17 protein-coding genes and 1 pseudogene are annotated in these 25,981 nt (G+C 73.5%); 8 read left to right on the top strand and 10 right to left on the bottom strand.

Annotated features, from left to right (window positions below; translation table 11 throughout):
• Window positions 1-21: 21 nt before the first annotated feature.
• Genes ACFY9I_RS02380 through ACFY9I_RS02370 form a run of 3 tightly spaced genes read right to left on the bottom strand, consistent with a single transcriptional unit; the run spans window position 22 to window position 2,161 of the window.
• On the bottom strand, window positions 22-807 hold the full coding sequence (locus tag ACFY9I_RS02380) for a methyltransferase domain-containing protein (RefSeq protein WP_390995395.1): 786 nt from the start codon (window positions 805-807) through the stop codon (window positions 22-24).
• Window positions 804-1,421, bottom strand: coding sequence for a DUF2064 domain-containing protein (locus ACFY9I_RS02375; RefSeq protein WP_390995392.1), 618 nt, complete (start codon window positions 1,419-1,421; stop codon window positions 804-806). Before ACFY9I_RS02375 ends, ACFY9I_RS02380 begins: the two co-directional genes overlap by 4 nt.
• Complete coding sequence (locus ACFY9I_RS02370) at window positions 1,418-2,161, bottom strand: glycosyltransferase (RefSeq protein WP_390995391.1); 744 nt, start codon at window positions 2,159-2,161, stop codon at window positions 1,418-1,420. The genes ACFY9I_RS02375 and ACFY9I_RS02370 overlap by 4 nt, the downstream gene beginning before the upstream one ends.
• Before the next feature lie 116 nt (window positions 2,162-2,277).
• On the opposite strand from ACFY9I_RS02370, the gene ACFY9I_RS02365 reads away from it, so the two are divergent.
• Entirely contained in the window at window positions 2,278-3,099 is an 822-nt protein-coding gene (locus tag ACFY9I_RS02365) for a response regulator (protein ID WP_390995388.1), read from the top strand.
• A gap of 2 nt (window positions 3,100-3,101) precedes the next feature.
• Window positions 3,102-4,214: an ATP-binding protein gene (locus ACFY9I_RS02360; RefSeq protein WP_390995385.1), complete on the top strand. Its 1,113-nt coding sequence runs from the start codon at window positions 3,102-3,104 to the stop codon at window positions 4,212-4,214.
• A 56-nt stretch (window positions 4,215-4,270) separates the two neighbouring features.
• Here ACFY9I_RS02360 and ACFY9I_RS02355 read toward each other — a convergent pair whose 3' ends face one another.
• Entirely contained in the window at window positions 4,271-5,272 is a 1,002-nt protein-coding gene (locus tag ACFY9I_RS02355; RefSeq protein ID WP_390995383.1) for an NAD-dependent epimerase/dehydratase family protein, read from the bottom strand.
• A 187-nt stretch (window positions 5,273-5,459) separates the two neighbouring features.
• On the opposite strand from ACFY9I_RS02355, the gene ACFY9I_RS02350 reads away from it, so the two are divergent.
• A complete protein-coding gene (locus ACFY9I_RS02350) occupies window positions 5,460-6,026 on the top strand; it encodes a DM13 domain-containing protein (RefSeq protein WP_390995380.1) in 567 nt (188 codons plus the stop codon).
• Window positions 6,027-6,151: 125 nt separating this feature from the next.
• On the opposite strand, the gene ACFY9I_RS02345 is transcribed toward ACFY9I_RS02350, so the two are convergent.
• The 6 genes from ACFY9I_RS02345 to ACFY9I_RS02320 all read right to left on the bottom strand — a co-directional run bounded on the left by ACFY9I_RS02345 (window position 6,152) and on the right by ACFY9I_RS02320 (window position 14,043).
• A complete protein-coding gene (locus tag ACFY9I_RS02345) occupies window positions 6,152-8,902 on the bottom strand; it encodes an amino acid adenylation domain-containing protein (RefSeq protein WP_390995377.1) in 2,751 nt (916 codons plus the stop codon).
• 67 nt (window positions 8,903-8,969) lie between these two features.
• Window positions 8,970-9,794, bottom strand: a complete 825-nt coding sequence (locus tag ACFY9I_RS02340; RefSeq protein ID WP_390995374.1) for an SDR family oxidoreductase — start codon at window positions 9,792-9,794, stop codon at window positions 8,970-8,972.
• 104 nt (window positions 9,795-9,898) lie between these two features.
• The gene (locus ACFY9I_RS02335; RefSeq protein WP_390995372.1) at window positions 9,899-10,639 is read right to left on the bottom strand and encodes an alpha/beta fold hydrolase; all 741 of its coding nucleotides are present in this window, start codon (window positions 10,637-10,639) and stop codon (window positions 9,899-9,901) included.
• Between the two features lie 257 nt (window positions 10,640-10,896).
• Window positions 10,897-12,042: an LLM class F420-dependent oxidoreductase gene (locus ACFY9I_RS02330; RefSeq protein WP_390995370.1), complete on the bottom strand. Its 1,146-nt coding sequence runs from the start codon at window positions 12,040-12,042 to the stop codon at window positions 10,897-10,899.
• A gap of 61 nt (window positions 12,043-12,103) precedes the next feature.
• Entirely contained in the window at window positions 12,104-13,030 is a 927-nt protein-coding gene (locus ACFY9I_RS02325; protein ID WP_390995368.1) for an ABC transporter permease, read from the bottom strand.
• Window positions 13,027-14,043: an ATP-binding cassette domain-containing protein gene (locus tag ACFY9I_RS02320; protein WP_390995365.1), complete on the bottom strand. Its 1,017-nt coding sequence runs from the start codon at window positions 14,041-14,043 to the stop codon at window positions 13,027-13,029. The genes ACFY9I_RS02325 and ACFY9I_RS02320 overlap by 4 nt, the downstream gene beginning before the upstream one ends.
• A 201-nt stretch (window positions 14,044-14,244) precedes the next feature.
• On the opposite strand from ACFY9I_RS02320, the gene ACFY9I_RS02315 reads away from it, so the two are divergent.
• The 5 genes and pseudogenes from ACFY9I_RS02315 to ACFY9I_RS02295 all read left to right on the top strand — a co-directional run.
• On the top strand, window positions 14,245-15,981 hold the full coding sequence (locus ACFY9I_RS02315) for an AMP-binding protein (RefSeq protein WP_390995744.1): 1,737 nt from the start codon (window positions 14,245-14,247) through the stop codon (window positions 15,979-15,981).
• Window positions 15,978-18,011, top strand: coding sequence for an acyl-CoA dehydrogenase family protein (locus ACFY9I_RS02310; RefSeq protein ID WP_390995363.1), 2,034 nt, complete (start codon window positions 15,978-15,980; stop codon window positions 18,009-18,011). The genes ACFY9I_RS02315 and ACFY9I_RS02310 overlap by 4 nt, the downstream gene beginning before the upstream one ends.
• A complete protein-coding gene (locus ACFY9I_RS02305) occupies window positions 18,008-19,780 on the top strand; it encodes an acyl-CoA dehydrogenase family protein (protein WP_390995360.1) in 1,773 nt (590 codons plus the stop codon). Before ACFY9I_RS02310 ends, ACFY9I_RS02305 begins: the two co-directional genes overlap by 4 nt.
• Window positions 19,781-19,970: 190 nt before the next feature.
• Entirely contained in the window at window positions 19,971-20,258 is a 288-nt protein-coding gene (locus ACFY9I_RS02300) for a phosphopantetheine-binding protein (protein WP_390995358.1), read from the top strand.
• 2 nt (window positions 20,259-20,260) lie between these two features.
• Window positions 20,261-25,981, top strand: a pseudogene (locus ACFY9I_RS02295) (amino acid adenylation domain-containing protein); the annotation flags it as partial.

Genomic DNA, 25,981 nt, shown 5'->3' with positions numbered 1-25,981 from the left:
CAGCGGCCGGGTGGCCGACCGCTACGAATCCGCCACCGGGCTGTCGGCGAACGGCTTCGCCGCCCGCTGGTGGCTGATCACAGCCCTGCTGTTCGGCGGTTCGGCGCTGCTGCTGGCGTTGCGGGTGCGGCGCCGGGCACGGCTGCGCAGGGCGACGAAGGCACGCCCTCCCGCCGTCCACTGATCGACGGCACGCCAGCCGAGCGGGCGGGCGTGCCGCAGCAGCGCCGGGGTACCGAGCCGGGCCCAGGGGAACGCGCCCCCGTCTCCGCTTCCGGCCTCGGCGCCGCGCACGAGGCGGACCTCGACACGCTCGTCCACGTCCACGGGGACGGTCTCGACGATCAACAGGCCGCCGGGACACAGCAGTTCCGCCAGCCGGGCGAGCAGACCGCGCGGATCGCCGCCGATACCGAGGTTGCCGTCGAGGAGCAGGGCGCTGTTCCAGCGGCCCTCGCCGGGCAGCGGCTCGAACACGGATCGCCGCAGCGCCTGGCCGCCGAGACGCAGGGTATGGGCGACGGCGGCCAGGCTGATGTCGATGCCGAGCACGGGCCGCCCCCGGGCGGCGAGTTCCGCGACCAGTCGCCCCGGCCCGCACCCCACGTCCAGGACGGCTCCCTCGCACCGCCCGAGGGCCTCCAGGTCCGCGGCGTCGGCGCGGGCGCACCAGCGTTCCACTTCCAGGGGTAGCAGCCAGCCGTCGCCGCGGCGCAGGAAGAGCGGCCCACGGCCGGTGCGCAGGGCATCGGCGTAGGGATCACCGGACCAGGTCCGCCGCACGGTCTCCGGTCGTGTGCCGCTCATCGACCGCTGACCGCTCGCAGCCGGGCCAGTTCGGCCGCGAACCGGGTGTGTGGCGCCAGCGCGGCGACGGCCTCGGCGTCGGTGGCGGTGTCGACGTCCCTCAGACCCGGTAGGTCGCGGACCCGCAGCCCGGCGGCGACCAGCCGGGCGCGCTGGACGGCTCCGGTGACGGGCGTCGACATGGGCACCCCGCGCAGCAGTGCCGGGTCCGGCTCGGCGAGTCCGAGGGCCCAGAAGCCGCCGTCCTCGGCCGGACCGAAGCACGCGTCACACTCGGCGAGGTCCACGGCCAGCAGTTCGGGGGTCACCTGAGGGGTGTCCATGCCGACGAGCAGGGCCGGTCCGTCGCATCCGGCGAAGGCGGCGGCGAGCCGCTCGTCCAGGCCGCCCGCGCCCTGCGGTACGACGTCGAAGCCGGACGGCAGCCAGGGACCGGGCCGTCCGTCCAGCACGAGGACGTGCCGCAGGGCGGGCGTCGCGGCCACCGCGCGCAGGGTGTCCACGAGGGCCGCTTCGGCGAGCGCGGCCGCCTCCACCGGCGTGAAAGGCGGGGTGAGCCGGGTCTTCACCCGGCCCGGCCTCGGCTCCTTGGCGATGACGATCAGCGTGGTCATCGGCGGGCTCCTCCCGCCGTGGGGGACGTGGCCGGTTCGTGCAGGACGCGGCTCATGTCCCGTACCGCCTGCCAGGTGCCCCGCCAGGTGCCGGTGACCTTGGAGGCGCCGGTGCGCGGCAGGTACGGCACGTCGTGCTCGGTGACGCGCCAGCCCGCGTCGGCCGCGCGCACCACCATCTGCAACGGGTAGCCGCTGCGTCGGTCGGTGAGGCCGAGGGCGAGCAGCGGCTCACGGCGGGCGGCGCGCAGCGGGCCGAGGTCGTGCAGGCGCAGGCCGGTGCGGCGGCGCAGCATGCGGGCGAGCGCGAGATTGCCGGCCCTGGCGTGCGCGGGCCATGCGCCCCGCCCCTGTGGGCATCGTCTGCCGAGCACCAAGTCGGCGCGCCCGTCCGTTACTTCACCGACGAAGGGGACGAGCAGCGATGGATCGAGTGAGGCGTCGCAGTCGCAGAAGCACACGATGTCGGCCGTGGCGGCGGCCAGTCCGGCGTGGCAGGCGGCGCCGAAGCCGCGGCGCGGTTCGTGGACCACGGTCGCGCCCAGTGCGCGGGCGATGTCCGCCGAGCCGTCGGTGGAGCCGTTGTCCACGACCAGGGCGCGCCAGCCGGCCGGGACACGGGCCAGCACCCAGGGCAGGGCGTCGGCCTCGTTCAGGCAGGGGAGCACGACGTCGACGTAGGGGCGGGGACGCACGGCACCGACGTCCGATGGGGGAGGAGAGGTCGTCACGGCTTTCACCCTACGAGGACGAACTTCGCATATCGGTCGGAGCCTCCTTACGGAACGCGGACGTCAGGAGCTTCGGGCGTCGGCCGGGCGGCGTGAGGGCCGGGCGTGGTGCGAGGCTGGGCGGCATGGAACAGCAGCCACACGAGCCGGGGCGACGGACGGCGCGCGTCCTGGTGGTCGACGACGACCCCACGGTCGCCGAGGTCGTCGCCGGATACCTCGACCGCGCCGGCCACACCGTCGACCGCGCCGGGGACGGACCGGCCGCACTGGCCCGCGCCGCCGAGCACTGGCCGGACCTGGTCGTGCTGGACCTGATGCTGCCCGGCATGGACGGCCTGGAAGTGTGCCGCCGCATGCGGGCACACGCCCCGGTGCCGGTCATCATGCTCACCGCGCGCGGTGACGAGGACGACCGCGTCCTGGGCCTGGAGGTGGGCGCCGACGACTACGTGACCAAGCCCTTCAGCCCCCGCGAACTGGTCCTGCGCGTCGAGTCCGTACTGCGCCGTGCCCGGCCCGCGTCCGGTACGGGCCCTCCCGGACCCCTGAGCTCGGCGGGTCTGACCGTGGACCCGGCCGCTCGACGCGCCACCAAGGGGGGCGTCGAACTCGCCCTGACCCTGCGCGAGTTCGACCTCCTCGCTTTCTTCCTCCGCAACCCCGGTCGCGCCCACAGCCGCGAGGACCTGATGCGCGAGGTGTGGGGCTGGGACTTCGGCGACCTGTCCACGGTCACCGTTCACGTCCGCCGACTGCGCGGCAAGGTCGAGGACGACCCGGCGCACCCCCGGCTGATCCAGACGGTCTGGGGAGTCGGCTACCGCTTCGACGCCACGGCCACCTCGACCGACGGCCACCTCACCGGCGTCCGGCCCGACGCCGCCCCCACCGAACGCCGGGCCGCACACGAACCGCCCGCCCACCGCCGGGACGGGGAGGCCTGAGCATGCGTGACACCCTGCTCATCGCGCTGTTCGCGTTCCTCGGCGCCGTCGTGGCCGGGCTGCTGGGCGCGGTCGCGCTGTGGCTGCTGCGCCGCCGCTCGCTCATCGCGTCTCTCACGGTGGTGGCCGCCGTCGCGGTGACCGCGATGCTCGCCGGCACCCTGGCGGTGGCGTGGGCGATGTTCCTCTCCCCGCACGACCTGTCGGTCGTCACCATGGTCGTCGCGATGGCCGCGGTCGTCTCGCTGGCCACCGCGCTGCTGCTCGGCCGCTGGGTCGTCGCCCGCAGCCGTGCCCTCCAGCTCGCCGCCCGCTCCTTCGGCGACGGCGGCTCCTTCACCGCCCCCGCAGGCCCCGCCACCGCCGAACTCGCCTCCCTGAGCGCCGAGCTGGCGGCGACGAGCGCGAAACTCACCGAGTCCCGACGGCGGGAGCGCGCTCTGGAATCCTCTCGGCGCGAGCTCGTCGCCTGGATCTCCCACGACCTGCGCACCCCGCTCGCCGGACTGCGAGCGATGGCCGAGGCCCTGGAGGACGGCGTCGCCGCCGACCCCGCCCGCTATCTGACGCAGATCCGCACCGAGGTCGAACGCCTCAACGGCATGGTCGGCGACCTTTTCGAACTCTCCCGCATCCACGCCGGCGCCCTGGCCCTCACACCGTCCCGGATGTCCGTCTACGACCTGGTCGGCGATGCCCTCGCCGGGGTGTATCCCCTGGCCCACGAACACGGGGTGCGGCTCGTCGGCGACCGCGTCGAGCCCCTGCCCGTGGAGGTGGACGGCAAGGAGATGAGCCGGGTGCTCGGCAACCTCCTCATCAACGCGATCCGCCGGACCCCCGCCGACGGCACGGTCATGGTGACCGCCGAACGTTCCCCCGACGGCGTGGTGCTCTCCGTCTCGGACGGCTGCGGCGGCATCCCCGAGGAAGACCTGCCCCGCGTCTTCGACACCGGCTGGCGCGGCACCCACGCCCGTACGCCCCCGGCGGGCGCCGGGCTCGGCCTCGCCATCGTCCGAGGCATCGTCGAGGCCCACCAGGGCCGCACCACGGTCCACAACATCCCCGGCGGCTGCCGATTCGAGGTGGTGCTGCCCGCAGCCGCTTCCTGAACACGGGCAGCACCACCGGTACCTGGTGGCTCGTGGACATGCGCCGGGGCGCCGGCCTACGAGCCCCGCATCCCGGAGCCCGCGAACTCCCGCATGCCCTCCGTGAATCCGACCTCCGGCTTCCACCCCAGCTCCGAGCGCAGCCGCGACGAGTCCGCCGTGATGTGCCGTACGTCCCCCAGCCGGTACTCCCCGGTCACGACGGGCTCCGGACCGCCGTACGCGTGGGCCAGCGCCGCCGCCATCTCCCCGACCGTGTGCGGCTCACCGCTGCCGGTGTTGTACGCGGTGAGCGCCCCGGCCCGGACATCGGCCTCCAGCGCCACCGCGTTGGCGACGGCCACATCCCGCACGTGCACGAAGTCCCGCCGCTGCCGCCCGTCCTCGAACACCCGGGGCGCCCGGCCGCGTGCCAGCGCCGAGCGGAAGAAGGAGGCCACCCCGGCGTAGGGGGTGTCGCGGGGCATCCGGGGCCCGTACACGTTGTGGTAGCGCAACGACACCGCCGACCCGCCCGTCGTCCGCGCCCACGCCGCCGCGAGATGCTCCTGGGCGAGCTTGGTCGTGGCGTACACATTGCGCGGATCGACCGGCGCGTCCTCGCCCACCGGTCCCGGCGACAACTCGTCGCCGCACACCGGGCACAGCGGTTCGAAGCGGCCCGCCGCAAGAGCGTCGCGCTCACGTGGCCCCGGCCGGACCACGCCGTGCCGCCCGCACTCGTAGCGCCCCTCCCCGTACACCACCATCGACCCCGCCAGTACCAGCCGCCGCACCCCCGCGTCGGCCATGGCGGCCAGCAGCACCGCGGTGCCCAGGTCATTGCGGGAGACGTATTCCGGCGCGTCGGTGAAGCCGGTGCCCAGACCGACCATCGCCGCCTGATGACACACGGCGTCCACCCCGTCCAACGCCCGGACGACCGCCTGCCGGTCCCGTACGTCCGAGCTCGGGCCGACGGCCACATCGAACACGACGGGCTCATGCCCGCCCTCCACCAGTACGTCCACGACATGGGACCCGATGAACCCGGCACCGCCGGTGACCAGTACACGCATACGGCCACGCTAGGGCGGATCGGCCTGCCGCCCCGCGCCCACGCCCGGCACGTCACGCTTCCGTAAGAGTGTGCGGAGCCGAGCCGGACGTAAGGATTCCGTCATCGGCCGTCCCCACCCCGAGGGCCGTTCCTCGCGTTGAATGGACGGGAACGACGAAGGCTCACCGAACGGGAAGAGGGACGACATGGCGCGTCGGCGGTTGGGGCCGTTGGCCGGCGGAGCGCTGGTGGCGGTGGTCGCGGGGGCGGGCGTGGGGCTGTACTGGTTCCAGCCGTGGAAGCTCTGGCAGGACGAGACGGTGACGGAGTCCCTGCCCGCCGTCGCGGAGCCCGCCGGGACCCCGGCAGCGGCCCCTGACACGGCGTCGTCGCCTTCCCCGTCGGCACCGGTCGCCGCACCTGTGACGCTGGCGCGCGGTGAGCTGATCAGCCACGAGCACACGACCACGGGCAGCGTGCAACTCGTACGGCTGGCCGACGGCGCCCATGTGGTCCGGCTGGAGAACCTCGACACGAGCAACGGCCCCGATCTGCGCGTGTGGCTGACCGACGCACCGGTGAAGGAGGGGCGGGCCGGCTGGCATGTCTTCGACGATGGCGCACACGTCAGCCTCGGCAAGCTCAAGGGCAACAAGGGCAGCCAGAACTACGCCGTGCCCGAAGCGGTCGACCTGTCCCGCTACAGCAGCGTCAGTATCTGGTGCGACCGCTTCGACGTCTCCTTCGGCGCCGCCGAACTGGCCGACGCCTGACGGTTCCCCCTCACCGCCGGGAACGCGGAGCACCGCCCCGCCCGGCACGGGCGTGCCAACGGGACGAACCCACACCCGCTCGGCGACCCCGGCCCCCGCCGTGTGGGCGAGGGCCGGGACCCCGGTCATCCCTGCAGAACCTTGAGGCTCGCGACCGTGCCCCGGATCGTCGGATGGCGGTACAGCTCCCGCAGCCGCGGAGACGGCAGGCCGCGGGCGCGCAGGGCGGCGCCGATACGGACGGCGAAGAGGGAGTTGCCGCCGAGTTCGAAGAAGTCGTCGTCCGGGCCGACGGGCACGCCCAGCACCTCGCTCCAGATCTCGGTCAGGCCGGCGATGAGGCCGTCGGCGTCGGCGGCGTCGGCGGTGTCGTCGCCCGCCGGCCCGCCGTGCCTCGTCGGCGGGCGCTGGACGGTGGGTGCGGGGAGCTTCGACGCGTCCAGCTTGCCGTTGCCCGTCAGCGGGAGCGTGTCCAGCGCGGTGACGGTGGCGGGGAGCATGTACTCGGGCAGGATGCCCGCGGCCCGTTCGCGTACCGCGTGCGGGTCGCCCCCGGTCAGGACGACATAGGCGTCGATACGGGCGCCGGCGGCGTCGGACGGGTCGTCGCGGTGCACCAGGACGGCCGCCGCCCGCACATCGGGGTCCTCCAGCAGGACGGAACGGATCTCGTCGAGTTCGATGCGGAAGCCGCGGATCTTCACCTGGTTGTCGATCCGCCCGAGGTGTTCGAGCCGCCCGTCCGGTCGTAGGCGCCCCAGGTCGCCGCTGCGGTACATCGTGCCGCCCGTGTAGGGGTCCGGAAGGAACCTCTGGGCCGTCAACTCCTCCCGGTTGAGGTAGCCGAGCGCGACCCCCGCCCCGCCGACGTAGATCTCGCCCACCACGCCGGGCGGCACCATCCGGCCGGCCGGGTCGCGTACGTAGAGGTGCCAGCCGGGGAGGGCGGGCCCGACGGAGCGGGTGGCGGAGAGGGCCAGCTTCCGGGTGAGGGTCTGCTGGGTGACGTGGACGGTCGTCTCCGTGATGCCGAACATGTTCACCATCCGGCAGGCCGACTCGGGATGCCGGTCGAACCAGGGCAGCAGCATCCGCGCGTCCAGCGGCTCCCCGCCGAAGAAGACGACCCGGACGGACACCTCGCCGTGGTCGACGCCCAGGAGCTGGGCGAAGGCCGACGGGGTCTGGCTGAGCACGGTGACCTTCTCGGCGACGAGCAGGTCGCGGAAGCAGTCGGGTTCGCGGGAGACGAAGTACGGCACCATGACCAGCCGCCCGCCCGTCGCGAGGCAGCCCCAGATCTCCCACACCGACAGGTCGAAGGCGCTGGAGTGGAACCAGGTCCACACGTCCGAGGCGTCGAACCCGTACTCGACGCGGGTCGCGTCGATCAGGGCGATCACATTGCTGTGCGGGACGACGACACCCTTGGGGCGGCCGGTGGAGCCGGAGGTGTAGATGACGTAGGCGGCCGTGTCGGCGGAGGGGAACGGCGGGGGCGTGTCGTCCGGCCCGGACGGCGCGGCGTCCAGCAGCTCGTCCGGGGTCAGCGCCACACAGCCCGGCACCGCCGGGAACTCCGGCAGCCGGGTGACCACCACGCCCAGCTCGGCGTCCTCGGCCGTGTGGGCGATCCGGTCCTTCGGGTAGGCGGGGTCGACGGGGACGTAGGTCGCGCCGGCCTTCAGCACGGCGAGCAGGGTGACGACGAGTTCGGCCGAGCGCTCCAGACACACGCCCACCCGGTCGCCGCCCACGACTCCACGGGCCCGCAGGCCGCGGGCCAACGACTCGGCCCGCTCCTCGAGTTCACGATACGTCAGGCCCACCTCCCCGTCGGTCACGGCGATGGCGTCGGGTGCCGCCGCCGCCGCGCGGGCGACCGCCTCGGGGATGCTCTCCCTGGTGGTCACCAGGGTGCGGGTGGGCCGGCCGAGCGCCGCCGTGCGGGCGCGGTCGGCCTCGTCGAGGAGCTCGACGTCGTCGACCGGGGTCTGCGGGGAGCGCAGGATCTGCCCGTGTACGTGGGCGAGGTGTCGTACGAACCCCGCGGCGATCTCCGGGGAGACGTGGCTGACCAGGTGGTCGCAGCGCAGCCGCAGGCCACCGGAGTCCCGGAAGACCGAGAGGGTGAGCGGGAACGGGGGAGCGAGGCAGGGCACGTACTCGGTCTCGCCCGGGCACTCCGTGGCCTCGGAGGCCTCGGAAGCCTCGAAGAGCAGGCCCGCGAGCGCGGGGCCCGTGGCGGGGGAGGGCTTCAGCTCGCCGAGCGTGCGGGCTGGTTCGACGGTGAAGGCGCCGTGGTCCGTGCCGATGACGGGAGCGGTCTCGTTCTCGGGGTCGTACCGGCGCAGGGTGACGTCGAGGGCCGTCAGCCAGCCGGCCTCGTCGCCCGCCTCGCCGTCCAGGGTGAGGAGGACGGACGAGACGGTCGGGCCGTCGTCGCCGCCCAGCCCCCAGGCGGGAGCGGCGGGCGGGGGAGCGGACGTCCGGGGTCCCGGGGCGACCTCGTTCGGTGGGACGGGCCGCCCGTCGGCGAGCCGGTCGAGGGCCCTGCGGCTCCATCGCTCGCGCGGGGAGACGACGATCAGATCGGACCGGCCGTCGCTGTAGCGGAGGAGGACCCGGCGTACGCCGTCGGCCGGCCGGGCGAGTTCGATGGTGCGACGGCGTTCGGCACGGGGGTCGGCCGCCGGTACGGGGAGGTCCTCGGTCCACGGCTCCGACCGCCCGGTGGGGACGGGGGAGCGCTCCCACCGGACTCGCAGCGCATGGCAGTGGGCGCCGGCGGGGTCGCCGGGGACGCGAGGGGCGCCGACGGCTTCGGGACCCTGGGGGGCCTCGGCGGGGAGGGGGTCGGACGGAGAGGCGGACAAAGGGGTGCTCCTTGGTGTTCGGGGGAGTCGTCCGCGAGTTGCCGCGGACTCGTCGGGCTCGGCGCGGTCAGCGGATGCTGAACCCGCCGTCCACGGTCAGGACCGACCCGGTGATCTGCCGGGATTCGTCGGAGGCCAGGAAGACGATCGCGGCGGCGACGTCCTCGGGTTCGATCAGGGAGTTCATGGGCTGGGCCTCGACGAAGGTCTGCTCGTGTTCGTGCACCGGTACGTCCAGCGCCCTGGCGATCTCGGCGAGCATCCGGCCCTCGGCCCGCACGTCGTCGCGCACCGAGCCGGGGCAGACCGCGTTGACGCGTACCTTCGTCGGCGCGTAGTCGAGCGCGGCGGCCTTGGTGAGGCCGACCACGGCGTGCTTGGCGGCGACGTACCCGGCGAAGTGCCGGTAGCCGACGAGCCCGGCGGTGGAGGCGACGTTGACGATGCTGCCGCCGCGTCGGGCGCTCATCGCCTTGCCGACCTCGCGGATCACCCGCCAGGTGCCGGAGAGGTCGACGTCGATCATCAGGGACCACTCGTCCTCGCCGATCTCGTGCACGGGCTTCCCCGAGGGCGCGGCGACGCCCGCGCTGTTGACGACCACGTCGATCCGGCCGAACCGGTCCTCGGCGCGGGTCACCGCCTCCCGGACGGCTCGGATGTCGCGGATGTCGGCCTCGGTGGTGAGCACGGCCGCGCCCGCCTCCCGGCACAGTGCGGCGGTGTGCTCCAACTGGCCCGGGGTGCCCAGCGGATACGGCACGCCGGGCAGGTCGGCGCAGATGTCCAGCAGTGTGAGGTCGGCGCCCTCGGCCGCGCAGGCGACCGCGGCGGCCCGGCCGAGCCCGCGGGCGGCGCCGGTGACGAGGACCGACTTGCCGTGCAGACGCATCAGATGCTCCTTGGGGGATTTGGGGGATTTGGGGGTCGTGAGGGTGGTGGGGGTGGTGAGAGGTGTGCGAGTCGTTCTGAGGCGGGGCGGGGCGGGGCGGCGGGCTACAGCACCGACGAGACGATCAGGCGGACCAGCGAGGGCGCGCCGTCGGTGAGGTACATGTGGCCGCCGGGCACCTCTACGTGCTCGAAGTCCTGGCCGGCCGCCTTGCTCCAGGCCTCGGCGTCGTCGTAGTCGACCAGGTCGTCGTCCTCGCCCCGGATGACGGTGAGCGGCGCGTCCAGGGGCAGGTCGGTGCTGGGCGTGTAGTTCTCGTGCATCTCGACGTCGGCGCGCAGGGTGGGCAGGATCATGGCGCGCATCTCGGGGTCGTCGAGCGCGGGGTGGTGGTAGCCCGCGAACTCGCCGACGCGGGCGAGGAAGTCCTCGTCGGAGAGGCCGGTGGCGTGCCGTTCGCGTCCGTTGGAGGGTTCCGGTGATCCGCTGACGAAGAGGTGGACGAGCTCGATGTCGGGCTCGGCGGCCAGCCGGTGGGCGAGTTCGTAGGCGAGCACGGCGCCGAGGCTGTGCCCGAAGAGGACGACCCGGTGGTCGTCGCCGTCGCCGTCTCGGTCGCGGTCGCCGAGCCGTTCCCGCAATTGGGCCAGGAGTCCGTCCGTGGCCGTGTGCACGTCCCGGTACGGCTCCTCGTCGATCAGCCGTTCCCGGCCGGGCAGTTGCAGCGGGACGACCTCCAGCGTGTCCCCGGCCAGGGACGCCCAGGGGCGGTAGAACGAGGCACCCGCTCCGGCGTACGGAAGGCAGACCAGCTTGGTGGTGTCGGTCGAGTTGTCGGTTGTCATGGCTGAGGGCTCCTTGTGGCTGCTGGGTCGGGACGGCGGCACCGGCACCGGCGGTCGATCCGGCGTGGAACCCGGGTCGGTGTGGGAGCCGGGTCGGTGTGGGAGTGGGTCCGGTGCGGGGTGGTGGGTTCGGGGTGGGTGGCTGGTCGGAGGTTGTCGGGTCGGTGGTTGGCGGGACTCGGGGGCGGGGGTCAGGGTGCGGATGACCTGGTCAGCTGCCGGTGACCCGGTGATGGACTGATGGCCCGGTGACCCGGTCAGGGACCGACGGCCGGTCGGATGCCGGTGCGCGTGTCGGTGTCGGTGTCGGTGTCCGGCCGGGCTGCCGCGGGCAGCAGGCCGGCCAGTCGGGCCGCCTCGACGGCGGTGCGCAGGGCGCGGGCGGCGCGGTCCGTGCCGGGGGGCAGGCCGGGGCCGACGGGCATCATGTTGAGCGTGGTGACGCCGGCCTCGGCGTACGCCGTCATCCGTTCGGCGATCCGCTCCTTCGGCCCCAACAGCGCGGTCCGGTCGAGGAATTCGAGTGGCACGGCGGCCATGGCGCCGGGGTAGTCCCCGCTCAGGAACCTCTTCTGCACCTCGCGTGCCTGTGGGCCGAACCCCATGCGCTCGGCAAGCTGGGTGTAGTGGTTGTCCTCGGGGCCGCCCATGCCGCCGAGGTACAGCGCGGCGTACCCGCGGACGCGCCGGGCGCAGGTTCGCCAGTCGGGGCCGGGCACCAGGGGGACCGTCGGGGCGACGTCGAAGCCGTCGAGGGTGCGTCCGGACCTGGCGAGGCCCGCCCGCAGGTGCGTGAGGTGACTCTCGGCGTGCTCGGGTGAGAAGAACACCGGCAGCCAGCCGTCGGCGATCTCCCCGGCGAGCTCCGAGTTCCTGGGTCCGAGGGCGGCGAGGTACACGGGGATCCGTTCGCGGGGCGGGCGGATGGTCAGGCCGAGCGCCTTGCCGGGGCCGTCCGGCAGCGGAAGCGTGAAGTGCCTGCCCTGGTACTCAAGGGGCTCCCGGCTCAGCGCCCGGCGCACGAGGTGCACGTACTCGCGGGTACGTCCGAGCGGAGCGCCGAACCGGACTCCGTGCCACCCTTCCGAGACCTGGGGTCCTGAGACGCCGAGTCCGAGCCGCAGCCGTCCGCCGGACAGGGTGTCCAGCGTGGCGGCGGTCATCGCCGTGGTCGCGGGCGTACGGGCGGGGATCTGAAGAACCGCGGTGCCCACGTCGATCCGGGAGGTGTGGGCGGCGATCCAGGTCAGGAGGGTGACGGCGTCGGATCCGTAGGCCTCCGACACCCACACCGCCGAGTAGCCGAGTACCTCGGCCAGCGGGGCGAGCGAGAGGCTGGAGGCGTCGTTGCCGCCGACCCAGTAACCGAGGTGGAGACCGAGACGCAGGGAGGGGACGGGCATGAACAGCTCCTGTGCGGTGCGTCCGTCGCGAGCGGGGTTCCCCGCGCCGGGCGCGTGCGGGTCAGCGGCTCGTACGGGTGCGGTAGCGCCACGTCGAGAGAGTGGTGAAGACGGCGATGAGCAGGGCCGAGAAGGCCAGGGTGTAGAGCGCGGGATGGTGGGCGGGCCAGTTGTCCTGGAGGCGGAAGCCCGGTGGAGGGGTGTTGCCGAAGAGACGGCGCAGGGCGTTCGCGAGCGAGGTGATCGGGTTCCAGGCGGCGACGGTGGACAGCGGGCCGGGGAGGCCGGCGCCGGAGACGAACCCGGAGGAGATGAACGTGGCGGGGAACAGCCAGATGATGCCCACGCTCGCCGCCACCTGGACGTTCGGACAGACGAGGCTGACGAACACACCGATCCACGACATCGCGAAGGCGAAGAGCAGGACGAGCAGGAATCCGATGGCCACCTGGACGGGATGGGTGTGCGGGTGCCAGCCCATCAGCAGCCCGCACGCGGTGGTGACCGCGACGCTCGCCACGCAGGTGGTGAGGTCGGAGGTCGTCCGGCCGAGCAGCAGGGAGACACGGGAGACCGGCAGCGTGCGGAAGCGGTCGACCATGCCCTGTTCCAGGTCCCGGGACAGTCCGACCGTGGTGAACGTCGTGGTGAAGGCCACGGTCTGGGCGATCAGCCCGGGAACCATGTACGAGCGGTAGGCGTCGCCGCCCAGGCTGCTGCCGAAGACGTAGCCGATCAGCATGGCGTACACGACCGGTTCCACCAGGCAGGAGACGAGGAGTCCTGGCGTGCGCCGCAGATGGAACAGGTTGCGCATGGCGAGATCGGCGCTCTCCCGGCTGATCCGCAGGAGAGCGAACCGGGTGAGGGCGCTGCGGTGGGGACCGGCCGGGCCGAGGGGGTCGGAGCGACCGTCGGCCGGGGCGGGTGCGGGGCGCTCGGGGGCCGGCGGCTTCCCGGACCCCGGTGTACGGGTGATCGCGCTCACCGGGCCTCCCGGGCTCGCGCGCCGTTCACCGCGGGCTGTGCGGCACCCTTCCCGGTGGGGGCCTGAGTGACGCCCTTCCCGGTGAGGGCGAGGAACACGTCGTCCAGGGTGCTGCGGCTCAGACCCACCTCCAGGACGTCGACTCCCTCGTCGTCCAGCGCGGCGAGGGCACGGCCGAGGACGGCGGAGCCGTCGGTGACGGCCGCCTCCAGGCGGTGGGCCCGGCGGTTCACCTCCGGTTCCGTGCCGGTGGCCCGGGCCAGGGCGCGGACGGCGGGGGCGAGCTGGGCGTCGTCGGCGACGCACAGGACGAGCCGCTGGCCGGCCCCGGCCTTGAGGTGGTCGCTGGTGCCCTCGGCCACGACCGCGCCCCGGTCGATGACGGTGATGCGGTCCGCGAGCCGGTCCGCCTCCTCCAGGTACTGGGTGGTGAGCAGGATCGTGGTGCCGCCGGTTACGAGTTCGCCGACCGCTTCCCAGGTGTCGAGCCTGGCCTCGGGGTCGAGTCCGGTGGTGGGCTCGTCCAGGATCACCAGGGGCGGGGAGCCGACGAGTGCGGCGGCCAGGTCCAGCCGCCGGCGCATACCGCCCGAGTAGGTGCCCGCCGGGCGTCCGGCCGCCTCGGTGAGCCGGAACCGTGCCAGCAGGTCGTCGGCGACGCGCCGGGCCGTCCGGCCGCCCATGCCGCGCAGCCTCGCGACGAGGCAGAGATTCTCGAAACCGGTCAGTACACCGTCTACGGTCGCGAACTGGCCTGCCATTCCGATCGAGGATCGCACTTTTTCGGGTTCACTCGAAACATCCCAGCCGTTCACCACGGCTGATCCGGAATCCGGTTTCAGCAGTGTCGTGAGGATTTTGACCAGAGTGGTTTTCCCGGCTCCGTTCGGCCCCAGCAGGGCCATGACCTCTCCAGAGGCTACTTCCAGATCCACTCCACGTAACGCGTGATGATGTCGGAATTTTTTGTGGATTCCGTGTACGCGGATGGTCGGCGCGGTCGTGGGATGCACGGATGCCCAACTCGTCTCTGTCGCTGGCTGGTTGAGTCTGCCGCTTCCTGTTGTACTCCAAGCTTCCGACGTCGATCCATCTAGAGATGATCAAGGTTTTTTGGGCTCCGCTTTGTGTTTCTTGATCGTTACTTGGTGAGGGATTGAGGGGTTCTGCATCCCCGTCGACGTACTGTTTGTGTCGTGCATGAATTACTCACGATGCTTCGCGAAAGGGCGGTGCGTGACCCGCACGGGCCCGCCGTGACATTCGTTTCCGAATTCGATGAGATCCGTTGCTCGGTGCGTACCAGGGAAGAGCTCGATCTTTTTTCCCGGCGCATCGCGTCCTGGCTTCAGGAAAGGCTTCTGCCGGGCGATCGCGTCCTCCTCCTCCATCCGCCGGGCGTCGAGTTCGCCACCGCTTTCTCCGCGTGTGTCTACGCCGGCCTCATCGCCGTCCCCGCCCCTATGCCGGGCCGCTACCGCCATGAGCGCCGCAGGCTCGCCTCGATCGCCCGGGACGCGGGGGTGCGGGCGGTGCTGACGCAGGAGTCGGTCCTGCCGGACGTCGAGAAGTGGCTGGCCGAGGAAGGCGTCGTGGGCGCGGTCGTTCACGCCACCGACACCGGCGAGGGCGACCCGGAGGCCTGGATCGCGCCCGCCGTGTCCGCGCAGACCCTGGCCCTGCTCCAGTACACGTCCGGTTCGACCGGCACGCCGAAGGGAGTGATGGTCAGCCACGGCAACCTGGCGCTCAACGCGGAGTGGGTCGAGCGGGCCTACGGCCTCGGACCCGAGGCGCGGTGGGGCAGCTGGATCCCGCTCTACCACGACATGGGCCTGATCGGCATGATGCTGCCCGGCCTGCTTCGGGGCCGCGGATACGTCCAGATGGACCCGATGTCCTTCCTGCGCCGCCCGTACAACTGGCTGCGGATGCTGGACGCGCTCGACGTCCACGGCACCGCCGCACCGGACTTCGCGTACGACCTCTGTGTCCGACGGGTGACCGACGAGCAGCTCGCCACGCTCGACCTGTCGCGTCTGGCCGGCATGGGCGACGGCTCCGAACCGGTCCGCGCCGACACGGTGAGCCGCTTCTGCGAGCGGTTCGCCGCCGCCGGGTTCCGGCCCGAGCAGTTCCTCCCGATGTACGGGCTGGCGGAGGCGACCCTGCTCGTCTCCGGTACCCACGGGCGGCCGACGGTCGTGACCGAGGCCGATGTGCCCGCGCTGGAGGAGGGGCTCCTGCGGACCGCCGAGGACGGGGCCGCCACCCGCACGCTGACCGGATGCGGTCCCTCGACCGGCTCGGAGGTGCTGATCGTCGACCCGGACAGCCGTCGGACGCTGCCCGACGGCCGGATCGGCGAGATCTGGCTCGGCGGCCCCTGCGTCACCGCCGGCTACTGGAACAACACGGAGGCCACGGACGCCGCCTTCCGCGCGTGCACCGCCGACGGCCGGGGCCCGTTCCTGCGCACCGGCGACCTCGGCGGTCGGCGCGACGGCGACCTCTACATCACCGGCCGCCGCAAGGACGTCCTCGTCCTGCACGGACGCAACCTCTACCCCCAGGACATCGAGGACGAACTACGGGCTCAGCACGAGGAGTTGGAGGGCCTGCACGGGGCGGTGTTCATGGTCGGCGACGCGGACGGAGTGGACCACACGCCCTCGGCTGTCGTCGTGCACGAGATACGCGCCCACTGGGGTGCCGAACGGCTCGGCGAGATCGCCGTCGCGATGAAGCAGACGGTGGCCAGGGAGTTCGGCGTCCCGGTCGGTGCCGTGGCCCTCGTCCGGCCCGCCGGCGTGCGACGCACCACGAGCGGCAAGGTGCAGCGGTCGGCGATGCGCGCCCAGTATGTCGGCGGGGAGCTCCGGACCCTGCACCTGAGCGAGGATCCGCTGCTCACCTCGGCCCTCCTGACACATCGGCGGGTGAGCGCGTGACGACCGGCATCACGGCGACCGACGACCGTGCCCCGCTCCGCCCCGGGCCGACCACGGCCGGCCTGGAAGCCCTGCTCGCCGCGCACGAGGACGAGGCCTTCTCGCCCGCCGGGCTCGCCGCGCTCGACGAGCGCGAGGAGTTCCCCGGCCGGGCGGTCCGCGTCCTCGACGACGCGGGGCTCGCCGCGCACTACGTCCTGACCCCGGACAGCGACGTCACCGAGACCGTACGGCTGCTGCGGGCGGTCGCCCGCCGCGACCTGACCGTCGCGATCGCCCACGGCAAGACCTTCCTCGGGGCGGTCCCCGTATGGCTGGCGGGCAGTCCGGAGCAGACCACCGAACTCGCCGAACGGGTACGCGCCGGCGCCCCGGTCTGCTGGGGCCTGACCGAACGCGACCACGGAGCCGACCTGTTCGCCTGCGAACTGGCGGCGGTCGCGGAGCCGGTCACGAACGGCGACCCCGAAGCGGGAGCCGCCGCGACGGGAGGCCGAAAGGGCGGCGGTGCCGCAGGCCGAGGCGACGCCGACGCCGCCTCGCGGACAGGGGCAGGGGCAAGGACAGGGGCGGGGGAAGGGGCAAGGACAGGGGCGGGGGAAGGGGCAAGGACAGGGGCGGGGGAAGGGGCAAGGACAGGGGCGGGGGAAGGGGGAGGGACAGAGGCCGGAGGCGCAGCCGAAGCGCGGGCTGAAGTCGAAGGCCGGGCCGAAGCCGAGGTCGGATCCGGAGCCCGGGCCGATTCCGGAGCTGGAGCCGAGGGCGGAGTGCTACCCGGTTCCAGGGCCGGAGGCCTCGGCTGGCGGCTGGACGGTGAGAAGTGGCTCATCAACAACGCCACCCGGTCCGCGTTCGCCTGTGTTCTCGCGCGGACCGACCCGGCGGGTGGCCCACGGGGCTTCAGCCTCTTCCTCGTGGACAAGCGACGGCTTTCCGCGGGCGCGTGGCGGGACCTGCCCAAGGTCCGTACCCATGGCATCCGCGGCGCGGACATCAGCGGCTTCGTCCTCGACGGTGCCCGGCTGCCCCCCGACGCCCTCGTCGGAGCGGTGGGCGACGGGATCCCGGTGGTTCTCACCTCGCTCCAGCTCACCAGGATCGCGTGCGGCGCGCTCTCCCTCGGAGCGGCCGACCACGCGCTGCGACTGGCCCGGGACTTCGCCGTCGAGCGGGAGCTCTACGGCCGCCGCCTGGCCGACGTCCCCCATGTGCGCCGCGTCCTGGGCCGGGCCGCGACCGCCGCGCTGATCGCCGAGGCCGTGGCCCTGCTGGCCGCCCGCTCCGTCCACACCCTGCCCGGTGAACTGAGCGTGGTCTCGGCGATCTGCAAGGCGTTCGTGCCGACCCGGACGCAGGAGACGCTCACCTCGCTCGGTGAACTGCTGGGCGTACGGGGCTTCCTCACCTCTCCGCCCGGCGGAGGCTTCGCCAAGCTGGAACGCGACCACCGCATCTGCGCGATCTTCGACGGCAGTACGGCCGTCAACCGTGCCGCCCTGCTTCATCAACTCCCGCGACTGGGACGGCAGCTGCGGCGGCGCCGGGGCGACGCCGACGCCGTGCGGGCCACCGCGGACCTCACCGCCGCACTGCCCGCCTTCGACCGAGGCCGGCTGTCCCTGCTCTCCGTCACCGGCTGCAGCGTCGTCCAGGCCCTGCCCGACGCGGCGGACCGGGCAGGGCACGAGGGGCCGCCGGAGCTGGCCGCGCTCGCCGACCGGCTGCTCGGCGAACTCGCCTCCCTGGAGGCGGATTCGGTGGCGTTCGTGCCGGTGGCGGGAGGACTGCCGAGCGCCGCGTTCGACCTCGCCGCACGCTACGAACGCGCCTACGCGGCCACTGCCTGCCTCCTGCTGTGGCTGGAGAACCCCGCCCTGCGCCAAGGACGGCCGGGGGCCGACGCCCTGTGGCCGAGAGCCTGCCTGGCGGCCCTGCTGGGCGAGGAGGACCCCGAGGTCCTCGACGCCATGGCCGAGGTTCTCCTCGACCGCACCACACCGGTATTCACCTTGCTGGGAGGTGCCGCGTGAACCCCACCCCACCCCTCGCCCGCGTCCACACCCCGCAGGACGAGATCCCCGCCGTGCCGGGCCTCGCCCCGAAGCGGGCCGACGAGCTGGAACACCTGCTCGGCTCTCTTCTCGACCCCGGCAACCCCACGGGTGCCGCCGCGATCCTCGACGCCGACGAGCGCGCGGAGACGTTCGCCGCCGGGGAGTCGCTGCTGCACACGTACGGGCTGAACGCGGAGTTCGTACCGCCCGAGCTCGGCGGCCGGCTCGACCGGGCCGACCACCTCGCCGAGGTCATGCGCACCGTCTACCGCCGTGACCCGGCACTCGGCCTCGGGTACGGCGCCAGTTCGCTCATCGCGGGCGTCACCCTGTGGACGGCCGGGGACGAACGGCAGACCGGGCACGCCGCCCGCATGCTCCTGGACGGCCGCCGCATCGCCATCGCCTTCCACGAACTCGCGCACGGCAACGACATGGCGGGCACCGACTTCACCGCCACCCCCACCCCCGAGGGCCTGCTGCTGAGCGGACGCAAGGAGGTCGTCACCAACATCCGGCGCGCCGACGCCCTGGTCGTCCTCGCCCGCACCGACCCGAAACCCGGACCGCGCAGTCACTCCCTGCTCCTCGTCGACCGCGCCGCCGCCGACCCCTCCCGACTGACGGACCTGCCGCGCTTCGCCACCGTCGGCATGCGCGGCGTCCAGCTCGGCGGAATGTGCTTCGACGCTCTGCCGGTGCCGGCCTCCGCCGTCCTCGGCCGGGCCGGAGCGGGCCTGGAGAACGCCCTGAAGGCCCTCCAGATCACCCGTACCGTCCTGCCCGCCATGACGACCGGCATCCTCGACACCGGGCTGCGCATCGCCGTCACCCACCTGAGCGGACGGCACCTGTACGGCGGCCCCGCCACCGACATCCCGCACGTCCGATCCACGCTGGCCGGCGTCTTCGCCGACCTGCTGCGCGCCGAGACACTGGCCGCCGTCGGTGCCCGCGCGCTGCATCTGCTGCCGGGCTCGGTGAGCGTGTACTCCGCCGCGGTGAAGTTCGAGGTGGCCCGGCTGCTCCTGGAGGCCATGGACCGCCTCGCGGAGCTGCTCGGGGCCCACTTCTACCTGCGGCAGGGGCCGACCGCGCTGTTCCAGAAGCTGCTGCGGGACCTCGCCCCCGTAGGCTTCGGACACATCGCCCGCGCCGCCTGCCAGATGAGCCTGCTGCCCCAACTCCCGCTGCTGGCCCGCCGCTCGTGGGCCCCCTCCGGCGCCGGTGGATCCGTCGCCGAGCCGCCCGCCGACCTGTTCGCCCTGGCCGAAGGCCTGCCGCCGCTGCGCCACGACCGGCTGGCGCTGCACGCCGCCGGCCGAGACCCGCTCGCCGCCTCGCTCCACGCCCTGGCCGACGAACCCTGGGCACCGGACCACGCGGACCTGTCCGCCGCCGTCCGCTCCGATCTCGCGCGACTGGTCGAACTCGCCGAGGAGTGCGTGCTGTTGTCGCCCCTCGACCTCGGCGTCGACGCCCGTCCCGAACACTACGACCTCGTCACCCGGTACGTGCGTCTGCTGACCCGGACCACCTGTGTCCAGGTGTGGCGGCACGCGGAACCGGGGAGCTTCCTGGCCGATCCGGCCTGGCTGCGTGCGGCCCTGCACCGCTCCTCCCCGGGCCCATACCGGCCCGGCCCGCCGCCCGGCCCGGTGGAGGACGCCCTCTTCACCGAACTCCGGGACCGGCACAGGACCGGCCGCTCCTTCGGCCTGACCGCACGGCCACTCACCGTGTGACAGGCCGTCGGACGAAGCCGTCGTCCGGCCCAGGCCGTTGTCCGGCCCAGGCCGTTGTCCGGCCCAGGCCGTTGTCCGGCCCAGGCCGTCGTCCGGTCCTGCCCTGCCCGCACCCCGGCCATGTACAGCGGCCCTCACCGCCGTTCGCACCGTCCTCTCGTTCCGCCCCCACCAGAAAGAGAACCCCCAGATGACCACCGCTGGCTCCCGTGACGTGCACACCTGGCTGACCGAGCGGGTGGCGACGTACTTGCGTCGCTCGCCGCAGGACATCGACACGTCCGTCCCGCTGGCCGACTACGGCCTGGACTCGCTGACCGCGCTGGCCGTCACCGCCGACATCGAGGACGAGTTCGAGGTGACTGTCGACGACGCGCTGACCTGGGACCACCCCACCATCGACGCGCTGGCCGCGGTCCTGGCGGACTTGGTCGGGGAGCAGGCCGGGGCGGAACTCGCGAGCGAGAAGAAGGCCTGACGATGCAGCACGAGGAGCATGAGGAGAGCACCGCGGTGACGCGCCACGGCCTGCCGCTGACCGCCGCCCAGCACGGGGTGTGGGTCGCCCAGCGGCTCGCCCCCGACAGCCCGATGTACTCCTGCGGCATCTACTTCGACGTACCGGGCGCGGTGGACCGCGAGCTGCTCGCGTCGGCCGTCGCGCGGTCGGTGGCCGAGACCGAGGCACTCCGGGTCCGCTTCCACGAGACCGGCCAGGACGTGCGCCAGGTCCTGGACCCGTCCGTGACGGGCGAGTTGGCCTTTGTCGACGTGAGCGGCGAGCCGGATCCGGCCTCCGCCGCGCTGGCCTGGATCGAGGCCGGCCAGGCGCGGCCCATACCGCTCGACGGCAACGGCGGACCGTTGTTCCGGCACACCCTGCTGCGGCTCGGGCCCGAGCGGCACTGGTTCCACTTCGCCTACCACCACATCCTCCTCGACGGCCGGGGACAGGTCCTCCACTGCGGCCGGGTACTGGAGACCTACACCGCGCTCGCCGCCGGCCAGGAGCCGCCCGCCTCCGGCTTCGCCACCCTGGAGGAGGTCCTCGCCGAGCAGGAGGCCTACCACGCCTCCGGCCGCCGGGAGCGCGACGGCGCCTACTGGCGGGCCGAGTTCGCCGACCTGCCCGACTCCACGGAACTCGCCTCCGGCCCCACCCTCACCGAGTTCGCTTCCGGTACGACGCCCGCGGGGTTCGCCTCCGGCCCCATCCTCACCGAGTTCGCCTCCGGCACCACCGACCTCGCGCCCAGCCTGCCCAGCGAGGCCGGCCGGCTGCCGCAGGACGTCGCCCACCGCCTGTGCGGCCTCTCCGGGACCCGCTGGTCCCTCCCGGTGATCGCCGCCATGGCGGCCTACACCCACCGGGTCACCGGCGCCCACGACGTCATCGTCCGCGTGTTCATGGCGGCCCGGCTGAGCCCGAACGCCCTGGCGACACCGGCCATGCTGGTCAACGACGTCCCGCTGCGCGTGCCCGTGGACGGCTCCACGACCTTCACCGAGCTCCTCGACCGCGTCGCCGCCCGCCTCAACGAGGCGACCCGTCACCAGCGTTACCCCCAGGAGCAGCTCCGCCGGGATCTCACCGCCGCCGCCCACCCGGGCAGTCTCGGCGGGCCCTCCGTGAACGTCCTGTCGTTCGCCTCGCCCCGGGTGCCCTTCGGTGCCGTCGAGGCCCAGGCCCACCAGCTGGCCTCCGGCCCCGTCCGGGACCTCGCGGTGCACGCGTTCGGCGACCCCGCTGGCGAGGGCGTGGAGATCGTCCTCAACGCGCATCCCGGCCGCTTCACCCCCGAGACGGCTGCCGGGCACCGCGTCCGCTACGTCCGGCTGCTGGACGCCGTGACCGAACGTCCCGAGCAGTCGATCGGCGCGATCGACCTGCTCGACGACGAGCAGTGGGAGCGATTCCAGGCCTGGAACGAGACCGGCCGTACGAGGGACCGGCGCTCACTGGTCGAGCTGTTCGCGGAGACAGCCGGTCACAGTCCCGGCGCCGAGGCCCTGGTCTTCGACAACCACCGCCTCACCTACGGCGAACTCGACGCCCGCGCCAACCGCATGGCGCACGCCCTGCGCCGCGCGGGCGTCGGCCCCGAGTCACGGGTCGCGGTGCGGCTGCCCCGCTCGGCCGACCTGATCGTCGCCCTGCTCGCGACCCTGAAGGCGGGCGCCGCGTACGTACCCGTCGAACCCGGCCTGCCGGACGACCGGATCGCCTACCTCCTCGCCGACTCCGGGGCCCGCTTCGTCATCGACGAGGAGAACGCGGCCCGCCTCGGCGCGGGCGAACCGGACACGGACCCGGGTGTCGCCGTCCGCGGGGACAACGCCGCCTACGTCATCCACACCTCGGGCACCACCGGCCGCCCCAAGGGCGTGGTCGTCACCCACGCCGGGATCGCGGCCATGCTGACCTGGATGCAGGACGAGTACCGGCTGACCCCGGCCGACCGCGTCGTGCACAAGACGCCGATCGGGTTCGACGTGTCGGTGTGGGAAATCTTCTGGACCCTCACCCGGGGCGCGACGCTCGTCGTGGCCCGCCCCGACGGCCACCGCGACCCGGCCTACCTCGCCCGACTGGTACGCGACGAACGGGCCACCGTCATCCACTTCGTCCCGGCCATGCTGGGCCCCTTCCTCGACGAGTACGCCCATCTGCCCAGCGAGTCGCTGCGCATGGTCAGCTGTGGTGGCGAGGCGCTGCCCGCCGCGCTCGCCGACCGCTTCCACCGCGCGTGCGGTGCGCGACTGCACAACTCCTACGGTCCCACCGAGTTCTCCGTGACGGCCACCTCCCACGCGTGCGCCCCCGGCGTGCCGGTCACGATCGGCACGCCCACCACGGGCTCCCGCGCCTATGTGCTCGACCCGGCCCTGCGGCCCGTGCCGGACGGCACCACGGGCGAGCTGTACCTGGCGGGCGGCCAGTTGGCGCGCGGCTACCTCGACCGGCCGGGCCTGACCGCCGGCCGTTTCGTCGCCGACCCGTACGGCCCGCCCGGCACCCGCATGTACCGCACCGGCGACCTCGTGCGCCGCCGGGCCGACGGCGACCTGGAGTTCGCCGGACGCGCCGACGACCAGGTCAAGATCAACGGTCAGCGCGTCGAGCCCGCCGAGGTCGAGGCCGTACTGGCCTCGGCGCCCGGCGTCGACCAGGCGGTCGTCCTCGTGCACGACACCGCCGCCGGCGGCCGTCAGCTCGCCGGCTACGTCACCGGCACCCCCGCGACCGACCCGCGCGCCTGGCTCGCCGACCGGCTGCCCGCCCACATGGTGCCGGTGTCCGTCCTCACCCTGCCGTCGATCCCGGTCACCCCCAACGGCAAGGTGGACCGCCGGGCCCTGCCCGCCCCCGTCGCGCCCGCCGCCGGGCGTGCCCCCACGACCGCCGCCGAGCGGACCCTGCACGCCCTCGCCGCCGATCTGCTCGGCCACCCCGGACTGGGCGTGGACGACGACCTGTTCGTGCTGGGCGCGGACAGCATCCACGCCATCCAGCTCTCCGGGCGCGCCCGCCGCCAGGGCCTCGTTCTCGCTCCCCAGGACGTCTTCCACCACCCGACCGTCGCCCGCCTCGCCGCCGTGAGCCGCGCGGTGCCGGCCGACGCCCCCGCCCAGGACGACGACCCGGTCGGCCCCTTCCCCGAGACCCCCATGGAGCGGCGGCTGGCCGAACGCGGCGGCCCCACCGCCGGATACGCCCAGTCCCTGCTGCTCACCACGGAGCCCGGCCTGTCGTACGACGCACTGCGGGCCGCCCTGCAGTCCGTGCTCGACCGCCACGACGCCCTCCGTATGCGCGGGCGGGACATCCGGCCGGTGGGCGCCGTACGGGCGGAGGACTGCCTCGTACGGGTGGAGGCTGACAGCGGGCCCTCGCCGGACGCGCTCAGGGAGACCGCCCGCCGCCAACTCTCCCCCGAAGAAGGCCAGATGGTCCGGGCCGTCTGGTGCGACGCCGGGCCGTCCACCCCCGGCACCCTGCTGCTCGTCCTGCACCACCTCGTCGTCGACGGCGTGTCCTGACGGATCCTCCTGACCGACCTCGCCGAAGCCCTCGCGGCCGGAGCCGAGGGCCGCTCCCCGTCGCTGGCCCCGGCGGGCACCTCCGTGCGCCGCTGGGCCGAACACCTCGCCGCCCTCGCCGACGACCCGGACACGGGGGCCCAACTGCCCCTGTGGACCGAGCTGCTGTCCACCGAGGAACCCGTACTCGGCGCCCGCCCGCTCGACCCGGCCCTGGACATCCACGGCACCGCCCGCACGGTCACCGTCACCGTCCCCGCCGACCTCACCGACACCCTGCTGACGACGCTGCCCGCCGCCTACCGGGCGACCCCCGACGACATCCTCCTGGCCGCGCTCTCCGCCGCCGTCCAGCGGCAGCGGGGCGAGGGCCCCGTCCTCGTCGACCTGGAGGGCCACGGCCGCGACCACCTGCCCGCCGGCCTCGACGTGTCCACCACCGTCGGCTGGTTCACCCGCATCCACCCGGTGCGCCTCGGCACGGGCACCGAGACCGGGCCGCAGCTGATCAAGCGCACCAAGGAGGAGCTGCGCGCCGTCCCGCACGGCGGACGCGGCCACGCCCTCCTGCGAGACCGCCTCACCGGACTCCCGACCCCGCAGATCTCCTTCAACTACCTGGGCCGCCTGGACGCACACGCCCTCGGCGGCTGGCACCTGGCCGACTCGGAGACGGCCGTGGAACTGGTCGCCGACGGCGGCCTAGCCCTCACCCACACCCTCCAGATCGACGCGTACGTCCGCGACGGCGCCCTCACCGCCGTATGGACGTACCCGGAAGGCGTCCTCGCCGATGCCGAGGCCCGCGCGATCGCCGACGCGTGGACCGGAGCGCTCGCCGAACTCGCCGCGCACACCCGAGGCGGCGGCCTCACCGTCTCCGACGTGCCCCTGGTGCGGGTCACCCAGGAGGAGCTGGACAAGTTCCGTGGCGCGGCGGACGTGCTGCCGCTCTCCCCGCTCCAGGAGGGCCTGCTCTTCCTCGCGCTGTACGAGCCCGACGACCCGTACGTGGGCCAGCTCGTCCTCGACATCGACGGCGGCTTCGACAGCGACCGTATGAAGGCCGCCGCGGGGGCGCTGCTGCACCGGCACCCGAACCTGCGCGCCGGCTTCCGCACCCGCCCGACGGGCGTCCCCGTCCAGATCGTCCCCGCCGACGTGAAGGTGGCGTGGAAGGAGGAACGGGAGGGGACCGACCTGGAGGACTTCCTCGCCCGGGACCGGGCGCGCGGCTTCAGCGTCGTCCGGCCGCCGCTGATCCGGTTCACCGCGCTCGGCGACCGCCTCGTGGTGACCCACCACCACCTGCTGGTGGACGGCTGGTCCCTGCCCCTGCTGGTGCGCGAGCTGTTCACCCTGTACGGCGGCGGCGAGGAGCTGCCCCCGGCCCCCGCCTACCGCGACTACCTCGCCTGGCTCGCCGAACAGGACCCGGACGCCTCCGCTGAGGCGGTGGGGGAGCGGCTCACCGGTCTGGCCGCACCCACCCTGATCGCCCCCGCCGGGCACACCCCCGAGGGATACGGTGTCCACGAGGTCGTCCTGCCCGAGGAGCTGACCGACGCGCTGACCTCCCTGGCCCGTGCGCACCGGCTCACCCTCAACACCGTCTTCCAGGGTCTGTGGGCGCTGCTGCTGGCCGGGCTGACCGGGCGGGACGACGTCGTGTTCGGCACGACCCTCTCCGGCCGCCCGCCCGAGCTGCCCGGCGCGGAGTCGACGATCGGGCCGTTCATCAACACCCTCCCGGCCCGGGTCCGGATCGAGCGGGACGAGCCGCTGGCGGAACTGCTGGCCCGGGTGCAGAGCGAGCAGCAGGCGCTGCGCCCGCACCAGCACGCCTCCCTGGCGAGGATCACCCGCTCGACCGGCTTCGAGTCACTGTTCGACACCATCATCTTCTTCGAGAACTACCCGACGACCGACGGCATCGAGGCTGGCGGACTGCGCCTGGCCCACGCAGACCTCCACGAGCGAACCCACTACACCCTGAGCCTGTACGTCTTCCCCGGCGAGCGGCTGCGGCTGCTGTTCGGCCACCGCGGCAGCGTCCTCGGCCCGGAGGCCATGACACGGATCGCGGACCGCCTGACCGAACAGCTGGGCGAGGCGGTGGCCGGACTCGACGTACCGGCGGCGGAGCTGACCGCCGTGTCC

It is taken from the genome of Streptomyces sp. NPDC012510 (genome assembly GCF_042955065.1).
Lineage (GTDB): Bacteria > Actinomycetota > Actinomycetes > Streptomycetales > Streptomycetaceae > Streptomyces.
This window is presented reverse-complemented; position numbering and strand designations above follow the sequence as displayed.

What these genes read in the sequence shown, in the direction of transcription:
- ACFY9I_RS02355 (WP_390995383.1), bottom strand. Translation starts at nt 5,272, where the DNA reads ATGCGTGTACTGGTCACCGGCGGTGCCGGGTTCATCGGGTCCCATGTC.
- ACFY9I_RS02340 (WP_390995374.1), bottom strand. Translation starts at nt 9,794, where the DNA reads ATGCGTCTGCACGGCAAGTCGGTCCTCGTCACCGGCGCCGCCCGCGGG.
- ACFY9I_RS02365 (WP_390995388.1), top strand. Translation starts at nt 2,278, where the DNA reads ATGGAACAGCAGCCACACGAGCCGGGGCGACGGACGGCGCGCGTCCTG.
- ACFY9I_RS02350 (WP_390995380.1), top strand. Translation starts at nt 5,460, where the DNA reads ATGGCGCGTCGGCGGTTGGGGCCGTTGGCCGGCGGAGCGCTGGTGGCG.
- ACFY9I_RS02380 (WP_390995395.1), bottom strand. Translation starts at nt 807, where the DNA reads ATGAGCGGCACACGACCGGAGACCGTGCGGCGGACCTGGTCCGGTGAT.
- ACFY9I_RS02315 (WP_390995744.1), top strand. Translation starts at nt 14,245, where the DNA reads ATGCTTCGCGAAAGGGCGGTGCGTGACCCGCACGGGCCCGCCGTGACA.
- ACFY9I_RS02335 (WP_390995372.1), bottom strand. Translation starts at nt 10,639, where the DNA reads ATGACAACCGACAACTCGACCGACACCACCAAGCTGGTCTGCCTTCCG.
- ACFY9I_RS02330 (WP_390995370.1), bottom strand. Translation starts at nt 12,042, where the DNA reads ATGCCCGTCCCCTCCCTGCGTCTCGGTCTCCACCTCGGTTACTGGGTC.
- ACFY9I_RS02300 (WP_390995358.1), top strand. Translation starts at nt 19,971, where the DNA reads ATGACCACCGCTGGCTCCCGTGACGTGCACACCTGGCTGACCGAGCGG.
- ACFY9I_RS02375 (WP_390995392.1), bottom strand. Translation starts at nt 1,421, where the DNA reads ATGACCACGCTGATCGTCATCGCCAAGGAGCCGAGGCCGGGCCGGGTG.
- ACFY9I_RS02360 (WP_390995385.1), top strand. Translation starts at nt 3,102, where the DNA reads ATGCGTGACACCCTGCTCATCGCGCTGTTCGCGTTCCTCGGCGCCGTC.